This window comes from Micromonospora sp. Mcm103 (genome assembly GCF_024519755.1).
GTDB lineage: Bacteria > Actinomycetota > Actinomycetes > Mycobacteriales > Micromonosporaceae > Micromonospora > Micromonospora aurantiaca.
Genome location: NZ_JALJRJ010000018.1, coordinates 97,839 through 114,220 on the forward strand (window position 1 = coordinate 97,839; position 16,382 = coordinate 114,220).

A 16,382-nucleotide genomic window follows, 5' to 3' on the forward strand; every position below is an offset into this window, starting at 1 on the left:
TGGAGACGGCGTGGAGGCGGGCCCCCACACCGGTCAGAACGCGGCGAACCGGGGCAGCAGCAGGCCCGCGCCCTGGTCGGCGGCGATCCGCGCGCCGAGGTCCCACTCGGCGCGGTCGCGCCGGGCCGCGCCGCGGATCCGGTGCAGCTCCGCGACGAAGACGCGCTCGCCGACCCGGTCCGCCACCGCCAGCGCCTCACCGGCAAGCGTCGCCGCGGTCTCCGGACGACCGGCGGTCAGGTACGCCTCGGCCATCGCGCACAGCGTGATGGTCCGGGTGGACCGCAGTCCGGGCCGGTAGAACTCGTCGGCGGCGGCGCGCATCGCGTCGAGCCGGCCGTGGTCGCCGCCGCGCGCCGCGGCCCACTCCAGGAAGTACGCGCCGGTCGCGGTCATGTGCGGCAGGCCGGTGTCCCGGCCGATGTCCCGGCACCGCCGGCCCGCCGCGTCGGCCGCTGCCACATCGTGTTCCTGCATCGCCAGCCAGGCCGCGTAGAGCGCCGCGTTGGCGCGGCCGTACGGGTCGTCGAGTTCCTCGGCGAGGGCCTCGGCGGCGGCGATGTCCGCCCACGCGCCGGCCGGGTCGCCGCGCATCGAGCGTACGAGCGCCCGGAAGTTGTGGCAGGCCAGCACCGGACGCCGGCCCACCTCGCGGCGCAGCAGCGCCCGGTCGACGGTACGCAGCCGCTCGATGCCGGCGGTGAGCCGCCGCTCGCCGTCGGCCTGCCGGCCGGTGAAGTAGCCGACCGCGCCCAGCAGGTACTCCCCGGCGACGGCGATCAGCCCGCTGCCGTCGTCGGGCGCCCGGACGAGCCGCCCGGCGAGGTCGGCGCAGATCGCGAACTCGGCCCGGTTGGCGGCCAGCTCACCGAGCGCCCAGAGCGCGTGGCGGATGTCCGCGTCCGGCCCGACGAGCGTCAGCAGCTCCCGGGCCCGGGCGCAGACCCGGTCGACGGCGTCGCTGCCGACGCCCACTGTCATCTGGAGCAGGGAAGCGCGGTGCAACTGGACGGTCAGCTCGGTGTGCGCCACGTCGGGCAACACCCGTGCGGCGGGGGCGAGCCGGAACGCGGCGCGTTCCAGGTGGCCGAGCGCGTCCTCGTAGGCGACCCGGCGGGTGGCGTCGTCGGCGGCGCGCAGTGACCACCGCAGGTGGTCCTCGCCGTGGCCGAGCCCGATCGCCTCGCCGTAGTGGTGGGCCAGTTCCGCCGGTGCGGTGCCCGCGGTCCGCTCGTACGCGGCGGCCAGCCGGGCGTGCAGCGCGGCCCGGCGCGGCGGGACCAGCTCGGCGTAGGTGACCTCGGCGATCAGCGGATGACGGAACGCGAGCGCGCCCGGCCCGGTCTCGACCACCAGCGCGGCCGGGTACGCGGGTGCGAGGTCCTCGGCGACCGCCTCGGCCGTGCCGTCCAGCGCCGCCGCCAGCACTGCCAGGTCCAGATCGTGTCCGGCGACGCTGAGCAGGTCGAGGCAGCGCCGGGTGGCAGCGGGCAGCCCGGCCAGCCGCAGCCGTACCGTGTCGCGGATGCTCGGCGGCAGCTCCGCGTCGGCGCCCGCGTCGGCCCGGGACCGCAGCATCTCGGTGAGGAAGAACGGATTCCCGCCGGTGCGGGTCACGAGCCGGGTCACCTGCGGCTGCGGCGGCGCCACGCCGGTGCGGTCCCGGACCAGGTCGGCGACCGCCGCGGCGTCCAGCCCGGCGAGCCGGACCTGGCCGAAGCCGCGTCCGCGCGCCAGTTCGGCCACAGTCGCCACCAGGGCCGGATCGTCGTCGTACGGTCGCAGCGTGGCGACCACCAGCGCCCGCGACGCCGGCAGGGCGGTGGCGAGGAACCGCAGCAACAGCAGCGAATCCGGGTCGGCGGCGTGCAGGTCGTCGAGGACGACGAGCAGCCCGCGCTCCCGGGCCGCCGCGTGCACCAGGTCCGCCACCGCCTCGTACACCTGGAACCGCGCCGTGGGGTCCAGGCCGCGACCGTCCGCCGGTCCGCTCGGCGCGCCCGTGGCGAACCCGTCCAGCCGGCTCGCCGAGCCGGCGGCGCGGGTGTGCGGCAGCGCCACGAGCGCGCGTACCACCTGGCTCCACAGCCAGAACGGCGGCGCCTGCCCGACGTCCGGGCAGCGACCCCAGACCACCGGGACGCCGTTCGCGGCGGCGCGGGCGCCGAGCGCCGCGGCGAGGCTGGTCTTGCCGATGCCGGCCTCCCCCACCAGCGTCAGCACCCGCCCGCCCTGCCCGGTCGCCGCGTCCAGCGCCTCCCGCAGGCGGTCCAGCTCCGCGTCCCGCCCCACGAGCGCCTCGACGTCGCGCTCCGAGGTGGTCCCGGCCGCCGGGCCGCCGGTGTCCGCGGGGCTGCCGGCGTCCTGCGGTACGGCCTGCTCCAGGATCAGCCGGTGCGCCGCCCGGATCTGCTCCCCCGGGTCGATCCCGTACTCGCCGGCCAGGATCCGGCGGCCCTCGTCGAAGACGGCGAGCGCCTCGGTCTGCCGCCCCGACCGGTACAGCGTCAGCATCAACTGCGCCCGGGCGCCCTCGCGCAGCGGATGCGCCGACACGAACCGGCGCAGCTCCGGCAGCAGCGTCGCGTGCCGGCCCGCGGTGACGGCCGCTGTCAACCGCCCCTCCTCGGCGCTCACCCGCAGCTCGGCCAGCCGGGCTGCCTCCGGGCGCACCGTGGTCAGGTCGGCCACGCCCGCCAGCGGCTCACCGCGCCACAACGCCAGCGCCTCGGTGTACGTCCGCTCGGCGGACTCCGGCCGCCCGGCCGCGAGCGCGTCCGCCGCCCGGTCCACCAGGGCGCCGAACCGGGCCGCGTCCACCGCGTCGGCGTCCACCCGCAGCTCGTACCCCCGGGGGTGGCTGCGCAGGACGCGCGCCGGCTCGCGGTGGGAGCGTTGCGGTTCCACGGCCCGGCGCAGCCCGGCGACGTAGGTGCGCAGCGTGGTCTGGGCGCTGGCCGGCGGTCTTCCGTCCCAGAGCGCGTCGACAAGCCAGTCGGTGGCGACGAACCGGTTCGGGCGCAGCAGGAACAGGGCCAGCAGTGCCTGCTGCTTCGGGCCGCCGAGGGGCACCACCCGGCCGTTCCGGACGACCTCCGGCGGACCCAGCACCCGGAACTGCACAGTCACCTCGACGACGCCCCTCGTGCCCGGCGCCGGGTCAGGCCGCCGCCATCTCACGCAACTTCAGCACCGAGCGCCAGTTGCGGGTCGTGCCGACCACACCCGTCTTCTTCTCCACGAAGGCGTTGCCGAGCTTGCTGCGCCCGTACCCGTCGGGCACGTGCACGAACACGTCCCGGCCGACGAGCGTCAGCGTCCCGGTCTCGCCGGGCGGGGACGCGAGCGCCGCCTGCTTGTCCGCGCCGGGGTCGCTGCTGAGCATCGTCACCAGCAGCTTCGTCAGATCGGTCTGCGCGTCGACATAGGGATTCGCGGCGATCATCGCGTCCAGCTCGGCCAGGCTGCGCAGCAGCACCGGCACGTCCCGGCCCCACCGCCGCGTGATGCCCCGGCCGATCTCGGCCAGGATCACGGCCTCGTCGGTCTCCGGGCAGCCGAACACCACGTTGCCGCTCTGGATGTAGGTCGCCACCTGGTCGAAGCCGCAGGAGACGAAGACCTCCTTCAGCTCCGCCATCGCCATGGAACTGGCGCCACCGATGTTCACCGCGCGCAGCAGAGCGACGTATCTCGCCATGACTCGGGATGGTAACCGGCCGTGGCGTCACCGTGGTACGTCCGTGACCTCGACGCACCGGCCCCAGTCGCCTGCGTACGCTGTCCGGGCAGGCCGACGGCGCGAGCCGGCCGCCTCCGCGCCGGTCCCCGGCACCGACATCGAGGTGGGAGATGCCGCAGCTGAACCCCGTCACGACACAGCGCGTCGAGGCCGCCGTCGTCGCTGTCCTCGCCGTCGTCGTGACCGTCGCGGCCGGATACCCGTGGTGGTCGCTGCTCGCCCTCTTCCTCGTCTTCGACCTGTCCATGCTCGGCTACCTGCGCGGGCCGCGCGTCGGCGCCGTCTGCTACAACCTGGCGCACTCGTACGCGCTGCCGGCGGCGCTCGGCGCGGTGGCCGTGGCGGCGGCCGCGTCCGGCGACCGGATCGACTGGCTCGGCGTCCTGGCCGTCGCGTGGGCGTTCCACATCGCCGTCGACCGCGCGCTGGGGTACGGCCTCAAGACGGGCGAAGGGTTCGAGCACACCCACCTCGGCCTGATCGGAAAGGCCCGCCGCGCCCGGACCACCACCGACGGACGCTGACCGCCCCGGTCACTGGCGCGACGGCGCGCAGTTCGCGCTCGTCAGCCGCACCGAGTACTCGCGGTCGTCGGACGTGATCCCGGAGGGCACGCCGTCGAAGTGGGCCTCCACCTTCTCCCAGCCGCGGCGCTGCTCGTAGTGCAGATGCGGGGCCCCGGAGTTCCCGGTGCTGCCGACCCGCCCGAGCTGGTCGCCCCGGGCCACCCGCTGACCGGCCTGCACCGACGGCGGTTCGAGCAGGTGCAGGTACTGCGTCTCCCACTTGCCACCGTGATCGATCTTGACCCAGTAGCCGCCGCCGCGTCCGCGCGGCCCGTCCGGATCCTGCGGGGTGCGGCCACCCAGCGAGCCGTTGATCCCCGCGACCGTGACGGTGCCGTCGGCGGAGGCGAGCACCGGCCTCCCCCACGCCTCCCCGGAGGTCGGGAAGAGGTCGACGTCGTAGTCGTCGTGCCCCGGATAGGTGGACAGCCGCCACGTCTCGCCGCACGCCACCGGGAGCTGGAAGTCCGGTCGCGGGCCGGGTGGCCGCACCAGCGGCACCACGATCGCCGCGACGGCGGCGAGCGACCCGAGGACGCCGACGATCAGCAGGACGCGCGGGAGACGGGAGCCGCGTGGGCGCTCGGTGGTCATCGTTTCGAGCATGACAGGCGGTGCTGTGGACAGCCTGACCGGCTCGGGCGTGACGAGGTCTATTCGTTCAGCCACCGCGCGACGAGTCGGTGGTCCGCGTCCAGACCGGCCAGCAGCGGGTTGACGCCGTCCGCCGGCGGCCCGGCGGAGCCGCCGAAGGGCAGGAGCGTCCCGTCGACGTCCAGGAACAGCAGCGGACGATCAGTCATCGCCCACCGTGCGGAAGGGTTCGCCGGTCCTGGCGTCCATCCGGGCCTCAGCCCAGCTCGATGACGGGCCGGGTCAGGATCTCGTCGGCGTACCCGTCGTCGGAGGCGGCCCACCGGCCGAAATCCTCGTCGCGGTACGCGGTCGCCAGGGTGAGCCAGCCCAGGAAGAAGCCGCTGCCGCCGCAGGTGGCACCGCCGCCGTCCCCACCGCACACGACGGTGCGCTCGGTCGTCGCCTCGTGCCGGTAGGGATCCTGCCCGATCGCCAGACCCCAGAGGTTCTCCTGCCGGTGCGGGCCGGTCCTGTGGTCGTACGGGTAGCCGTCGCCGGGGCAGTCGTCGCCCCAGCGGAACAGCGTCGCCGCACCGGCGCCACACGCCCACTCCCACTCGTCCGGAGTGGTCGTGCGCAGGCCGAGGTCGGCCAGCCCGGCCATCGCGTCGTCGTACGAGACCTCGCGGATCGCCCGGGCGCGCACCACCTTCCCGGTCGTCCGGTCGAACTCCACGGTCAGCCCGTCACCGGACCGGAAGGTGCGCACCCCGCCGAACCGGCCCCCGGCCGCCGCGACCAGCTCGCGCACGCGCGGGTCGTCCGGCGCCAGTGGCACCTCGCACGGGTCGAAGGCGTCCACCGCGATCAGCATCGCGGGCATGTCGACGTCGCGGACGGGCGACGTCATCGAGTCGACGTACTCGGTCAGCGACGGGAGGCCGAACTCGGCGGCGCTGTCGGCGTACTCGGCGGTCTGGTGTGCGGCGGGACGGAACCGGGCCGCGTCGTAGCCGAGCGCCGGGCGGCCGCCGGGGACGAGCGCGAACCGCATCCCGCCGCGGTCGAACAGGGCCGTGCGGTGCGACCGGCCCGCGTACGCCCTGTTCTCCACACCGGCCACTGTCAGCTCGTGCCGGCCGGCGATGTCCTGCGCCAGCCGGCCGACAGCGCTGTCGGAGAGGTCGTTCCACTGCGCGGAAGTGAGATCGGCGTACGACACCGCGAAAGGATAGCCACGGCCTCCGACAACACCGGATCGACGCCGAGCTGTCCGGCTGCACGTCAGCGCGCGACCCGTCGACGAGACGGTCAGGCGCCGTCGACGTCAGTGGTGAGCGCGAGTTCGCGGCCTGCTTCGATGTCGGCGAGCAACGGGCGAGCAGGACCGAGCCCTCCAGCCCCGCCTGACGGCGGCCGGGGCCGATCTCAGACGTCCACGGCCCGAGATGCCCCGGCCAGCCGGTCGCGGCAGAAGTCCCGGAACGTCCGGGGTGGCCGGCCGGTCACGTCCGCGACGGTCGTCGTGACCCGGTCCTCCGAGCCCGCGGCGACGGCCGTGTCCAGGCCCGCGAGGAAGCGGGCGTAGTCGGGCGCGAGGCCGTGAGCCTCGTGGTACGCGGTGAGCGCGTCCTCGTCGACCGCGCGGTGCCGGACCGGGCGGCCGAGGAGGTCGGTGAGCGTGGCGGCGACGTCGGCGTAGCTCAGTCGCTCGGGACCGGTGATGACGTGCTCGGTGTCGTGGGGCGCCGGGTCGGTGAAGGCACGCACCGCCACCTCGGCGATGTCGGCCGGATCGACGAAGCCCACGCGGGCGTCGCCGGTGGCGCTGACGATCTCGCCCCGGTCCCGGGCGCTCGCGGCATGCGGGTGCTCGCCGACGAAGTTCTCCATGAACCAGGAGGGTCGCAACACCGCCCACTCGGGGATCATCTCGCCGAGATGGGCCTGCACCTCGCCCAGTCCCGGGGTGCCCGCCTCGATCGCCGAGGAGCTGAGCAGGACGGCCCGTTGTACCCGGGCGCGCCGGGCCAGGTCCAGGAACGGCAGCATGGTCGGCGCCGGGTCGGCGTCGCCGAGGGGCGCGATCAGGTAGAGCCCTGTCACACCGTCCAGCGCCGTGTCGTGCGTGCTGCGGTCGTACCAGTCGAAGCGGACGCCCTCGGCGGACGCCCGGCGGCTGGCGACGCGGGTCCGGCGGCCGGCGGCGGCGAGTCTCGCGGCGACGAGTCGGCCCGTCGTTCCCGTGCCTCCGACGACGAGGATCATGCCCGTACCCCCTCGCCGAACAGTTCCCGCACGGCCAGGGGGTTCCAGTAGTCGCGGTAGCGCACGATCCGCCCGGCCCTGATGGTGAGGACGGCGATGTAGCGCAGCCGGTACGGCTCGCCGGTGGCGACGACGACGCCGGTGGCGGTGAACTCGGCGACGATCACCTCCGGGTCGGCGGTCTGGTGCACGGTGACGTCGGCGATCTCGCGGATGTCCAGGGTCCGCGGGTAGTCGATGAGGTAGTCGTGCAGCTCGGCGCGGCCGGCCACCCGGCTGGGCCGCCCGGGCGGCGCGAAGGGGAACTCCATGACGGCGTCGTCGGCGAACAGGGCGATGAAGCCCGGCATGTCCTTGACGAGCAGAAGATCCAGAGCCTGGTGGAACACATCGGTGGCGGTACTCGGCACTGCTGTTCCTTCCTGTCGGCGGGCCGCCCGCGGTGATCTACGATAAGCGGACGGCCGGTCCGCTTCACCATAGCGGACTGACGGTCCGTTTGCGATAGGGGGCAGGAGTGCGTGCTGACGCGGCGCGGAATCGGGAGGCGGTGCTCGCCGCGGCCGACCGGCTGTTCGAGGCGGCGACCGATCCCGACCGGATCTCCATGGACGACGTCGCCGCTGCCGCCGGCGTGGGCAAGGGCACGCTGTTCCGCCACTTCGGCGACCGGCTGGGCCTCATCCAAGCCCTCTACGGCGCACGCGGCGAACAGCTCCAGGCGTCACTCGCGGCGAGCCTGCCCGGCGATCCGCCGGCGGACCGGGCCCTGCACCTGCTGCGGGAGCTGGTCCGGTTCAAGCGGGCCAACCGGGTCCTCACGCTGGCCTTGGAGAACGCGGGAAGCGGAAGCCCCTATCGCAACGAGTCGTACGAGGAGTGGCACGCGACGCTGACCGCCATCGTGTCCGAGGCCCGGGGCCCCGAGTCGGCGGAGTTCCTCGCCCACGCCCTGCTGGCTGCGGTGCGCAGCGACCTCGTCGAGCATCTCCGCGACTGGCCCGACGAGCGCTGGGATGCCGGGCTGGCGGCGCTGACCCGTTCGGTGCTGGCCCCCGGGCGGTAGTTCTTCCCGGCGGGTGCCAGGGTGGCGGGGCGTGAGCGGTGCCGCGCTCACGCCCCCCACCCTCACCTGGTCCGCTCGATCACGGCGGTGAGGCGGAGCCCGGCTGTCGACACCGTGCCGCTCCCCCAGAACGACGAGGTCCCCGGGATGTTCGCCAGGGCGTCCAGGCTCGGATCGTTGCCCTCGACCTTCGGCCCGTACGCGACGCTCCATCGCCCGCCGGTGTAGCGCAGCAGCAGCGTGCCCGGGTACTCGACGTACGGCGGGATCGGGTTCGTGCCGCTGATCCAGACGTTGCCGTTCGCGTCACCGGCGACCGCGTAGACCCAGCCGGCCGGCGCCGGCCCGGCCACCCGCTGCCACGTCCGGCCGTCCCAGTGCAGGATGACCGGCTTGGGGGCGGAGTCGTAGTCCTGGGTGCCGACCGCCCAGGCGTCGGTCGACGAGCGGGCCCACACGCCGGTCAGCCGGGCGCTCGGGATCGACGGCAGCGGCGCCACCCGCCACGACCCGCCGACGCGCTGCGCGATCATCGGCTCCGGGTAGGGCGCATCGGCGACGTACCGCTCCCCGGCGGCGAACACGCCACCGTCCGGAGTTCGCGAGACCGCCCGCAGGACACCGTTGACTCCCTCCGTCCCCGGCACCGCGACCCGGCCGAACTGACCGGTGCCGCCCTCGACGACCAGCGGCCGGCCGCCGTCGTGGCCGACGAACACGGCCCGTCCGCCGCCGGTGGCGGCCACGTCCAGCAGCTCCGAGGTCCCCGCCGGGGCGGGCCACGGCGCGTGCGCCGTCCAGGTCACGCCGTCGAAGTGCCCGGCGTACGACTCGCCGAGGCGCCGGGAGCCCACCGTCCAGACGTCCCGGGCGCCCGCCGCGTCCACCTTGTACAGCAGATACGCCTGGTGCGGCAGGCGCCGTTCCGTCCACGTCCGCCCGTTCCACCGCAGCAGGGCGTACGGCTGGTCGATCGAGTACCCCGTGTATGTCGACGCCTGGTAGCCGACGGACCAGGCGTTGTTCGGGCCGGTGGCAACCACGTCGGTCAGCCGGCTCTCGTGGATCAGCGCGGGGATCGTCGCCGTCCACGTCGAAGGCGTGGCGGCCGCGACCGGTGCGACCGGTGGGAGCAGCACACCCGCCGCCAGAGTGGAGACTGTCACTATCGACAGCCCGTACCGTGCCAGTGATCCCATGGTGGCCCTCTTCCCCGATCGGTGGTCGGACCTCAGCATCGCGTTCCGCGACGCTGCGCATGCGCCCGAGCGCGGTCCCGTAAGAGAGCGGTAAGAACGGCTTCTCCGATCGGGAGTCGACTGCGGCCGCGACGGCGTCGCCCGTGGTCAGGCGGCGCGGCGGGCGCGGCGACGGGCTCGGAGGAAGACGGCGTCGTGCCGCTCGTCGCCCCACCAGGCCCACGGAACGCCTGTCACGTACCGGCCGATCGACGCGAACACCGGCGCGGCCTCCGCGTCGCGGCCGGTGCGCACCAGCCCGTACGCCAGGAAGTTCGCGTCGTCGAGCCAGTGGGCGTGCCGGGTCGCCGGCTGGTGGAACCACCGGTTCAGCGCGTTGTCGAGATCCGCCTGCATGACCGGATCCTGTCGCCACCGCTCGCCGATCTCGTCGGCGGTACCGCCGTGGGGTTCGCGATCCTGCTCCCACAGCGCCCACTCCGCGGCGGCCCGAACCGGCAGCACGAGCAGTGGTGAGCCGGTAGGCGCCGTGGCGGCGACCGAGCGGGCGAAGTCGAACATCGCCTCGTGCGAGCCGCTCCACTTCCGGCAGTGGTAGGTCAGCCGGAGCACGTGGCCCTGGTGATGCCAGGGATCCCGCTTGGTCAGCTCACGCCACGTCTCCTCGACGTCCTCCAGTGGCGCACTCTCGTCGATCATGAGGCGCAGCCGGTGCGCCCACGGCGTGGGGTCGTCCGGTGCGAGCCGCATCGCGAGATCGTTCACCTGCCGGGCCAGGTCCAGCAGGCGGCTGAACTCGACCCACTGCTCCCGACGTACGTTGGAGGCCCAGTCGCCGCCGCGCACCTCCCACGCCCGTGCCATCAGCGAACCGGCACGGACGAGCTGGGCGTCCGGATCCGCGGGCGCGCGCGACACCCAGCGGTCGGTCCACGCTTCCGTGGTGTCGACCCGGCCGGTCGTACGGTCGATCCGCGATCCCAGCCCACGAGCTGTCGATTCGGCGAGCACACCGACGTACCGGGCCCGGCGGTCGTAGTCGTTGCGGGTGGCGATCAGCGCCTTCCGGGCCGGTCCGATGTCGGAGCCGTACCGCGCCTGCGTGCACGCCTCGCGCAGCACGGCGTCGTCCTGCGCCGGGTTGGGGTCGATCTGGCGGGTGAGAATCCGCCACACGGTCGAGATCATGATCAGGGATGGTAGATGTCAGCGAACCGGGGTGGGGGCCGCAGCGTTGCCGTTCTGCCGCGAGCTAACCTGCTTGTCGCGGTCCGGGGCGCCGGAGAGGATCGGTGGATGGATCTCCGTGCTGCGGAACGGCGGCTCCAAGCCGCTCAGCGTGCCGCCGATGTCGAGTCCCTCGACGCGCTTCTGCACCCCCGGGTCGTGGGTGCCGGACCGGACGGCACGGTCTTCACCAAGGAGGACGATCTGGAGAGCTACCGCTCGGGCGCCCTGCGGATCACCGACCTGGTGGAGGAGTCGCTCGACGTCCAGGACGACGGTGCGACCGGGGTGACCCGCACGGTCGCTGCGGTGGATGGGGTCCAGGGCGGGGCCGTCGTGTCCGCGCGGTTGCGCTACACCCGGCTGTGGGTGCGTGAGGACGGCAACTGGCGGGTGCTGGCCGCCACCTTCGTCCCGGTCCAGTGAGCGCTCGGACCGCTCAGGCTCCGGCGTGCACCAGTGCGGTCGCCGCTCCGATCAGGAGGGTCACGCCGGTGCCGGCACCGACGACGGCGCTGGGGGTGAGGTCGTACCGCCGGGCGACGGCAACGCTGACGACCGCGACCAGGGTGACGAGCGCCGCCCAGATCGCGAGGGCCGGATACCCCAGCAGCGGCGCCAGGGGGAAGAAGTGCAGGCCGACGATCAGGGCGATCCAGGCCGGAACCAGGGACGCGCGGCCGGTCCGCCGGAGCCAGATCGCGCCGGCGGCGCAGAGGACCACCTCGATCAGGACGATCACACCGAAGACCGGCCCCGTCCTGTCGTCCACGGAGCTGCCCTCGTCCCAGGTGCGTACGGTGACGACGCCGCCGGCGATCGCCGCGGCCAGGGACAACACCGAGCCGACGCCGAGCCACGGACGCCACGCCTTGGGCGGCGCCTCCTGCGCCCAGCCGAACCAGGCCATCCCGAAGACTCCGAAGATCGCGGCGGTGGCCGCGGCGTTCGCCGCGAATTCAGCATCCATCGGCGCAGTCTAGGGGCGGACGACAGTCGCTCCGGACGGTGCCCGCGCGGGCGTCACGACGCCTGCTCCGGGACGCCGGCCCGGGTCCAGGCGCTGCGCTGGGGGCATCCGGTGAGGTCGTCAGCCGGCCGTCGTCCCGGCGGTACGGAGCACCGTGTCGAGCCAGCGCAGCTGCCGCCGGACGTGGACGGCCTCCCCGCCCTCGTGGCCGTTGAACGGGTACGTGTGCATCTCCCGTAGCGGCACGATCGATCCGCTGGCGGCGGCGTACTGGTTGTAGGCGGCGAAACCGGTGCTCGGTGGGCAGACCTCGTCCCGCAGGCCGATCCCGAAGTGCGCCGGGGCGGTGGCCCGCCGGGCGAAGGTGACGCCGTCGACGTACGACAGCGTGCGCCGGACCGGTTCCTCGGCCTCGCGGTGCACCGCCAGGTAGCTGGCGATCTCGCCGTACGGGGACGCCTCGGTCAGTTCGATGGCGCGCTGGATGTCGCACAGGAACGGGGCGGTGACCAGAAGCGCGGCGAGGTCGTCGACGAGGCCCGCCGCCGCGAGTGCGAGCCCACCGCCCTGGCTGTTGCCCACCGCGGCGACGCGGGCCGGGTCCACCCCGGGCAGGACGCGGACGGCGTCGATCGCGCGGACCGCGTCGGTGATGAGGCGGCGGTAGTGGTAGTCGTCCGGGGACAGGATCCCCCGCGTGGCGGGGCCGGGCCCGCCGGGCGCGTCGTGCGGGTCCGGGGTGTCGCCGCGGCTGTAGAGGCCGGCCTGTCCCCGGTTGTCCACCAGCAGGTGGGCGTAACCGGCCACCGGCCAGGTGAGCCGCTCGCCCGGCAGGCCCCGGCCGCGTCCGTAGCCGGGGTACTCCACCACTGCCGGCAGCGGCGCCGGTACGCCCGCGGGCCGGGTGTACCAGGCCCGGACCGGCTCGCCTGCGTACCCGGCGAACGTCACGTCCCATACGTCGACCAGCCGCAGGTCGGTGGGTTCGGGACGGACGTCGACGAGCACCGGGGTGGCCGCGGCGGCGGTGAGGGTGGCCCGCCAGAACCGGTCGAAGTCGGCGGGCTCGGCAACGGCCGGTGCGTAGCGGCGGAGCTGCTCGAGGGAGATATCAATCGACGCTCTTGACACGCTGATAACGATACCCATAAATTTCCGAAAGGCTTACGACGTATTACCGGAAAGTTCCAGCCGACGGTCAGGCGGGAGGACGAGTTTGGCAGCCCCGATCCCGCGCAGTCGTCGTACGCCCTGGCGGCGGGCCCTGCGCCGGGACTGGCAGCTCTACTCGCTCGCCGTCCTGCCGCTGCTGTTCTTCCTGACGTTCCGCTACCTGCCGATGCTCGGCAACGTGATCGCGTTCCGGCGCTTCCAGCCGGGCGGCAGCATCTTCGGCGAGTACTGGACCGGCCTGCGGTACTTCCGGCTGTTCTTCACCGACCCGACCTTCTGGAGCGTGTTCACCAACACGCTCGTGCTGGGCGCGCTGACCCTGCTGTTCTGCTTCCCGCTGCCGATCGTGCTGGCGCTGCTGCTCAACGAGGTGCGCAACCGCGCCCTCAAGCGGTTCGTCCAGTCGGTGTCCTACCTGCCGCACTTCCTGTCGATCGTGATCGTGGCCGCCATGGTCCTCCAGTTGCTGTCGGTGGACGGCACGGTGAACCAGATGGTGCGCGCCGTGGGCGGTGAGCCGATCCCGTTCATGCAGCAGGCCGGATGGTTCCGGACGATCTACGTCTCCTCCGAGGTCTGGCAGACCGTCGGCTGGGGCACCATCCTCTACCTCGCCGCGCTCACCACGGTCGACGGTGACCTGTACGAGGCGGCCCGCATCGACGGCGCCAACCGGTGGCGGCAGACCTGGCACGTCACGCTGCCGGGGATCCGGCCGACGATGGTCACCCTGCTGATCCTCAACATCGGCACCTTCATGGCAGTCGGCTTCGAGAAGATCCTGCTGCTGTACAACCCGCTCACCTACCCGACGGCGGACGTGATCTCGACCTACCTGTACCGGGTGGGCATCGTCTCCGGGAACCTCAGCTACGCCGCCGCGATCGGCCTGTTCGAGTCCGTGATCGGGCTGACGCTGGTGCTGTCGGCGAACGCGATCTCCAGGCGCACGGTGGGGACGAGCCTATGGTGAGCACGCAGGCCCGCACCCCGGCCCGCACCCGGGAACCGGTGGCCCGGCCGCGTGGCCCCCGGCCCACCCGGGGCTACCGCGTCTTCCAGGTCGTCAACGCCGTCGTGCTGACCGGCGTCGTGGTGGTGACCCTGTATCCGTTCCTCACCATCGTGGCCCGCTCGCTCAGCGACAACGCGTACATCGTCGCGGGCGAGGTGAACCTCGTGCCGCGGGGGTTCAACCTCACCGCGTACCGCGTGGTGACGTCGGACCCGACGTTCTGGATCAGCTACCGCAACACCGTCTTCTACACCGTGGTCGCCACGCTCATCTCCGTCGTGCTGACCACCTGCTACGCGTACGTCCTGTCGAAGCGGCACCTGCGGGGCCGGACCGCGCTGGTCGGGATCGCCGTGTTCACCATGTTCTTCACCGGCGGCCTGATCCCCAACTACGTCCTGGTCACCAGCCTCGGGCTGAAGAACACCGTGTGGGCGATCGCCCTGCCCAACGCCATAAACGTGTTCAACCTGCTGGTGATGAAGGCGTTCTTCGAGAGCCTGCCGGTCGAGCTGGAGGAGGCCGCCGCCGTCGACGGGCTGAACACGTACGGCACGCTGCTGCGGATCGTCCTGCCTCTGTCGAAGGCGATGGTCGCCACGATGGTGCTGTTCTACGCCGTCTCGTTCTGGAACTCCTGGTTCGCCGCGTTCCTCTACATGGACCGCCAGGACCTGCTCCCGGTGACCGTCTATCTGCGCAACCTCATCGCGGGCGCGACGGACGCCACGCAGACCGGCGGCGGCCTCGGCAGCGCGGGCGACGTCGTCCAGTCCGCCGCCACCATCCAGTCCGTGACCATCGTGCTGACGATCCTGCCGATCCTCGCGGTCTATCCCTTCATCCAGCGGTACTTCGTCTCCGGGATCATGCTCGGCGCCGTGAAGGGATAGCCGCCCGCACCACACCCCACCACCGGAAGGAAGAATCCATGGCCCAGCTGTCCCGGCGCCAGGTACTGCTCGCCAGCGGCGCGGCCGCCGTCGTCGCCCTGGCGGGTTGCGGCGACGACACCCCGGACAAGAAGGACCTCGACCGCAACCGTGCGGGCGCGATGGAGAAGTACGGCATCGGTGACCAGTTCAAGGCCACCGAGCCGGTCACGTTCTCGATCCTCTACAACAACCACCCGAACTACCCGCTCAAGCCGGAGTGGCTGTTCTGGACCGAGCTGGCCGGGCGGACGAACGTCAAGCTGGACCCGGTCGCCGTGCCGCTGAGCGACTACGAGCAGAAGCGCAGCGTGCTGGTCGGCTCCGGCGACGCCCCGATGATCATCCCGAAGACCTACCACCCGCAGGAGAACTCGTACGTCTCCTCCGGCGCCATCCTGCCGGTCAGCGACTACCTCGACCTGATGCCGAACTTCAAGGACAAGATCGAGCGGTGGAAGCTCCAGCCGGAGATGGACACGCTCCGGCAGGAGGACGGCAAGTTCTACCTGCTGCCCGGGCTGCACGAGAAGCCCTGGCAGGACTACACCCTCGCGGTCCGCACCGACGTGCTGGAGCAGTTGAAGATCCTGTCCCCGACCACCTGGGACGAGGTGTACGCCATGCTCAAGGCGATGAAGGCGGCCCACCCGGACGTCATCCCGTTCTCCGACCGGTTCGGCAAGCCCAACCCGGCCGGCAACCTGCTGAACATGCTCGCCCTGGCGCACGGCCTGCCGGGCGCCGGCTGGAACTACCAGCCGACGAGCTGGGACGCCGGTGCCGGGAAGTACGTCTTCACCGGCGCCTCGGACGGCTACCGGCAGGTGGTGGAGTATCTCCACAAGCTGGTCGCCGAGGGGTTGCTCGACCCGGAGACGTTCACCCAGACCGACGACCAGGCCCGGCAGAAGCTCGCCAGCGGCAAGTCCTTCGTGATCAGCTCGAACGCGCAGACCCTGGTGAACGACTACCGCCCGGACATCGCGAAGATCAACCCGAACGCCCGGCTCGGCAAGATCCTCTTCCCGATCGGGCCGGCCGGCCCGGTCAACGCGGCGAGCCGGCTGGAGAACGGCGTGATGATCTCCAGCAAGGCCCGCGACGGCAAGAACTTCGTGGCCATGATGCAGTTCGTCGACTGGCTCTGGTACTCCGACGCCGGCCAGGAGTTCGCCAAGTGGGGCGTCGAGGGCACCACGTACACCAAGGACGCCTCGGGCAAGCGCAGCCTCGCCCCGGACGTCAACGTCATCGGGCTCAACCCCAAGGGCAGCAAGCATCTGCAGAAGGACTTCGGCTTCTACAACGGCGTCTTCGCCTACGGCGGCAAGCTCGACCTGGTGCAGTCGTTCTTCTCGCCCGAGGAACTGGAGTTCCAGAAGGAGATGAACGCCCGCAAGGCCGCGCCCTGGGTGACTCCGCCGCCCGCGCCGCTCAGCGACGAGGAGCGCGAGCAGACGACGCTGTGGGCGACCGCGCTGAAGGACCACGTCACGCAGAACACGCTGAAGTTCGCCCTCGGCCAGCGGCCGCTGAGCGAGTGGGACGCCTACGTCTCGGAGCTGAAGGGCAAGAACGCGCAGGCCTACATCGACCTGGTCAACAAGGCGTACGAGCGGTACCGCAAGAGCCACGGCTGACCGGC

Annotated in this window: 17 protein-coding genes; 6 read left to right on the top strand and 11 right to left on the bottom strand. The window is 72.5% G+C overall.

Translation table 11 applies throughout. The features are described from left to right. Positions 1-33 precede the first annotated feature (33 nt). Together OC439_RS21795 and OC439_RS21800 are read right to left on the bottom strand one after the other, a co-directional pair. The gene (locus OC439_RS21795; RefSeq protein ID WP_262015046.1) at positions 34-3,129 is read right to left on the bottom strand and encodes a BTAD domain-containing putative transcriptional regulator; all 3,096 of its coding nucleotides are present in this window, start codon (positions 3,127-3,129) and stop codon (positions 34-36) included. 31 nt (positions 3,130-3,160) lie between these two features. Continuing rightward, positions 3,161-3,700: a DUF1697 domain-containing protein gene (locus tag OC439_RS21800; protein ID WP_262015047.1), complete on the bottom strand. Its 540-nt coding sequence runs from the start codon at positions 3,698-3,700 to the stop codon at positions 3,161-3,163. A 152-nt stretch (positions 3,701-3,852) separates the two neighbouring features. Between OC439_RS21800 and OC439_RS21805 the strand changes: the two genes are divergently transcribed. Next, positions 3,853-4,266, top strand: coding sequence for a DUF4260 domain-containing protein (locus tag OC439_RS21805; protein ID WP_262015048.1), 414 nt, complete (start codon positions 3,853-3,855; stop codon positions 4,264-4,266). A gap of 9 nt (positions 4,267-4,275) precedes the next feature. Here OC439_RS21805 and OC439_RS21810 read toward each other — a convergent pair whose 3' ends face one another. The 5 genes from OC439_RS21810 to OC439_RS21830 form a co-directional block, all read right to left on the bottom strand. Then, entirely contained in the window at positions 4,276-4,902 is a 627-nt protein-coding gene (locus OC439_RS21810) for a M23 family metallopeptidase (protein ID WP_262015049.1), read from the bottom strand. 59 nt (positions 4,903-4,961) lie between these two features. Then, complete coding sequence (locus OC439_RS21815) at positions 4,962-5,111, bottom strand: hypothetical protein (protein ID WP_262015050.1); 150 nt, start codon at positions 5,109-5,111, stop codon at positions 4,962-4,964. 47 nt (positions 5,112-5,158) lie between these two features. Beyond that, on the bottom strand, positions 5,159-6,106 hold the full coding sequence (locus OC439_RS21820; RefSeq protein WP_262015051.1) for a hypothetical protein: 948 nt from the start codon (positions 6,104-6,106) through the stop codon (positions 5,159-5,161). A 206-nt stretch (positions 6,107-6,312) separates the two neighbouring features. Next, a complete protein-coding gene (locus OC439_RS21825; RefSeq protein ID WP_262015052.1) occupies positions 6,313-7,152 on the bottom strand; it encodes an ergot alkaloid biosynthesis protein in 840 nt (279 codons plus the stop codon). Then, on the bottom strand, positions 7,149-7,562 hold the full coding sequence (locus tag OC439_RS21830; RefSeq protein WP_262015053.1) for a nuclear transport factor 2 family protein: 414 nt from the start codon (positions 7,560-7,562) through the stop codon (positions 7,149-7,151). Before OC439_RS21830 ends, OC439_RS21825 begins: the two co-directional genes overlap by 4 nt. Before the next feature lie 107 nt (positions 7,563-7,669). On the opposite strand from OC439_RS21830, the gene OC439_RS21835 reads away from it, so the two are divergent. After that, complete coding sequence (locus tag OC439_RS21835) at positions 7,670-8,218, top strand: TetR/AcrR family transcriptional regulator (RefSeq protein ID WP_262015054.1); 549 nt, start codon at positions 7,670-7,672, stop codon at positions 8,216-8,218. Between the two features lie 62 nt (positions 8,219-8,280). Here OC439_RS21835 and OC439_RS21840 read toward each other — a convergent pair whose 3' ends face one another. Beyond that, positions 8,281-9,417: a hypothetical protein gene (locus OC439_RS21840; protein WP_262015055.1), complete on the bottom strand. Its 1,137-nt coding sequence runs from the start codon at positions 9,415-9,417 to the stop codon at positions 8,281-8,283. A 147-nt stretch (positions 9,418-9,564) separates the two neighbouring features. Then, positions 9,565-10,605: a DUF4034 domain-containing protein gene (locus OC439_RS21845; protein ID WP_262015056.1), complete on the bottom strand. Its 1,041-nt coding sequence runs from the start codon at positions 10,603-10,605 to the stop codon at positions 9,565-9,567. A 108-nt stretch (positions 10,606-10,713) separates the two neighbouring features. Here OC439_RS21845 and OC439_RS21850 point away from each other — a divergent pair, with 108 nt between their 5' ends. Continuing rightward, the gene (locus OC439_RS21850) at positions 10,714-11,070 is read left to right on the top strand and encodes a nuclear transport factor 2 family protein (protein ID WP_262015057.1); all 357 of its coding nucleotides are present in this window, start codon (positions 10,714-10,716) and stop codon (positions 11,068-11,070) included. 13 nt (positions 11,071-11,083) lie between these two features. Here the strand turns inward: OC439_RS21850 and OC439_RS21855 are convergent, their stop codons facing one another. Together OC439_RS21855 and OC439_RS21860 are read right to left on the bottom strand one after the other, a co-directional pair. Then, positions 11,084-11,614: a hypothetical protein gene (locus OC439_RS21855; protein ID WP_262015058.1), complete on the bottom strand. Its 531-nt coding sequence runs from the start codon at positions 11,612-11,614 to the stop codon at positions 11,084-11,086. A 120-nt stretch (positions 11,615-11,734) separates the two neighbouring features. Continuing rightward, positions 11,735-12,763: an acetylxylan esterase gene (locus OC439_RS21860; RefSeq protein WP_262015059.1), complete on the bottom strand. Its 1,029-nt coding sequence runs from the start codon at positions 12,761-12,763 to the stop codon at positions 11,735-11,737. 67 nt (positions 12,764-12,830) lie between these two features. On the opposite strand from OC439_RS21860, the gene OC439_RS21865 reads away from it, so the two are divergent. From OC439_RS21865 to OC439_RS21875, 3 genes are read left to right on the top strand one after another with little or no spacing between them, the layout of a single operon-like run. Beyond that, positions 12,831-13,760: an ABC transporter permease gene (locus OC439_RS21865; RefSeq protein ID WP_262015060.1), complete on the top strand. Its 930-nt coding sequence runs from the start codon at positions 12,831-12,833 to the stop codon at positions 13,758-13,760. Further along, positions 13,754-14,695 carry a carbohydrate ABC transporter permease gene (locus OC439_RS21870; protein ID WP_262015061.1) on the top strand — a complete coding sequence of 314 codons (942 nt, stop codon included), beginning with the start codon at positions 13,754-13,756 and terminating at the stop codon, positions 14,693-14,695. Before OC439_RS21865 ends, OC439_RS21870 begins: the two co-directional genes overlap by 7 nt. A 38-nt stretch (positions 14,696-14,733) precedes the next feature. Continuing rightward, positions 14,734-16,377 (top strand): extracellular solute-binding protein, encoded by a 1,644-nt coding sequence (locus tag OC439_RS21875; protein ID WP_262015062.1) that lies wholly within the window; start codon positions 14,734-14,736, stop codon positions 16,375-16,377. Positions 16,378-16,382: the final 5 nt, after the last annotated feature.

Coding starts and splice junctions, on each gene's coding strand:
- OC439_RS21800 (WP_262015047.1), bottom strand. CDS start 3,700: ATGGCGAGATACGTCGCTCTGCTGCGCGCGGTGAACATCGGTGGCGCC.
- OC439_RS21805 (WP_262015048.1), top strand. CDS start 3,853: ATGCCGCAGCTGAACCCCGTCACGACACAGCGCGTCGAGGCCGCCGTC.
- OC439_RS21810 (WP_262015049.1), bottom strand. CDS start 4,902: ATGACCACCGAGCGCCCACGCGGCTCCCGTCTCCCGCGCGTCCTGCTG.
- OC439_RS21815 (WP_262015050.1), bottom strand. CDS start 5,111: ATGACTGATCGTCCGCTGCTGTTCCTGGACGTCGACGGGACGCTCCTG.
- OC439_RS21825 (WP_262015052.1), bottom strand. CDS start 7,152: ATGATCCTCGTCGTCGGAGGCACGGGAACGACGGGCCGACTCGTCGCC.
- OC439_RS21840 (WP_262015055.1), bottom strand. CDS start 9,417: ATGGGATCACTGGCACGGTACGGGCTGTCGATAGTGACAGTCTCCACT.
- OC439_RS21845 (WP_262015056.1), bottom strand. CDS start 10,605: ATGATCTCGACCGTGTGGCGGATTCTCACCCGCCAGATCGACCCCAAC.
- OC439_RS21850 (WP_262015057.1), top strand. CDS start 10,714: ATGGATCTCCGTGCTGCGGAACGGCGGCTCCAAGCCGCTCAGCGTGCC.
- OC439_RS21855 (WP_262015058.1), bottom strand. CDS start 11,614: ATGGATGCTGAATTCGCGGCGAACGCCGCGGCCACCGCCGCGATCTTC.
- OC439_RS21860 (WP_262015059.1), bottom strand. CDS start 12,763: ATGGGTATCGTTATCAGCGTGTCAAGAGCGTCGATTGATATCTCCCTC.
- OC439_RS21870 (WP_262015061.1), top strand. CDS start 13,754: ATGGTGAGCACGCAGGCCCGCACCCCGGCCCGCACCCGGGAACCGGTG.
- OC439_RS21875 (WP_262015062.1), top strand. CDS start 14,734: ATGGCCCAGCTGTCCCGGCGCCAGGTACTGCTCGCCAGCGGCGCGGCC.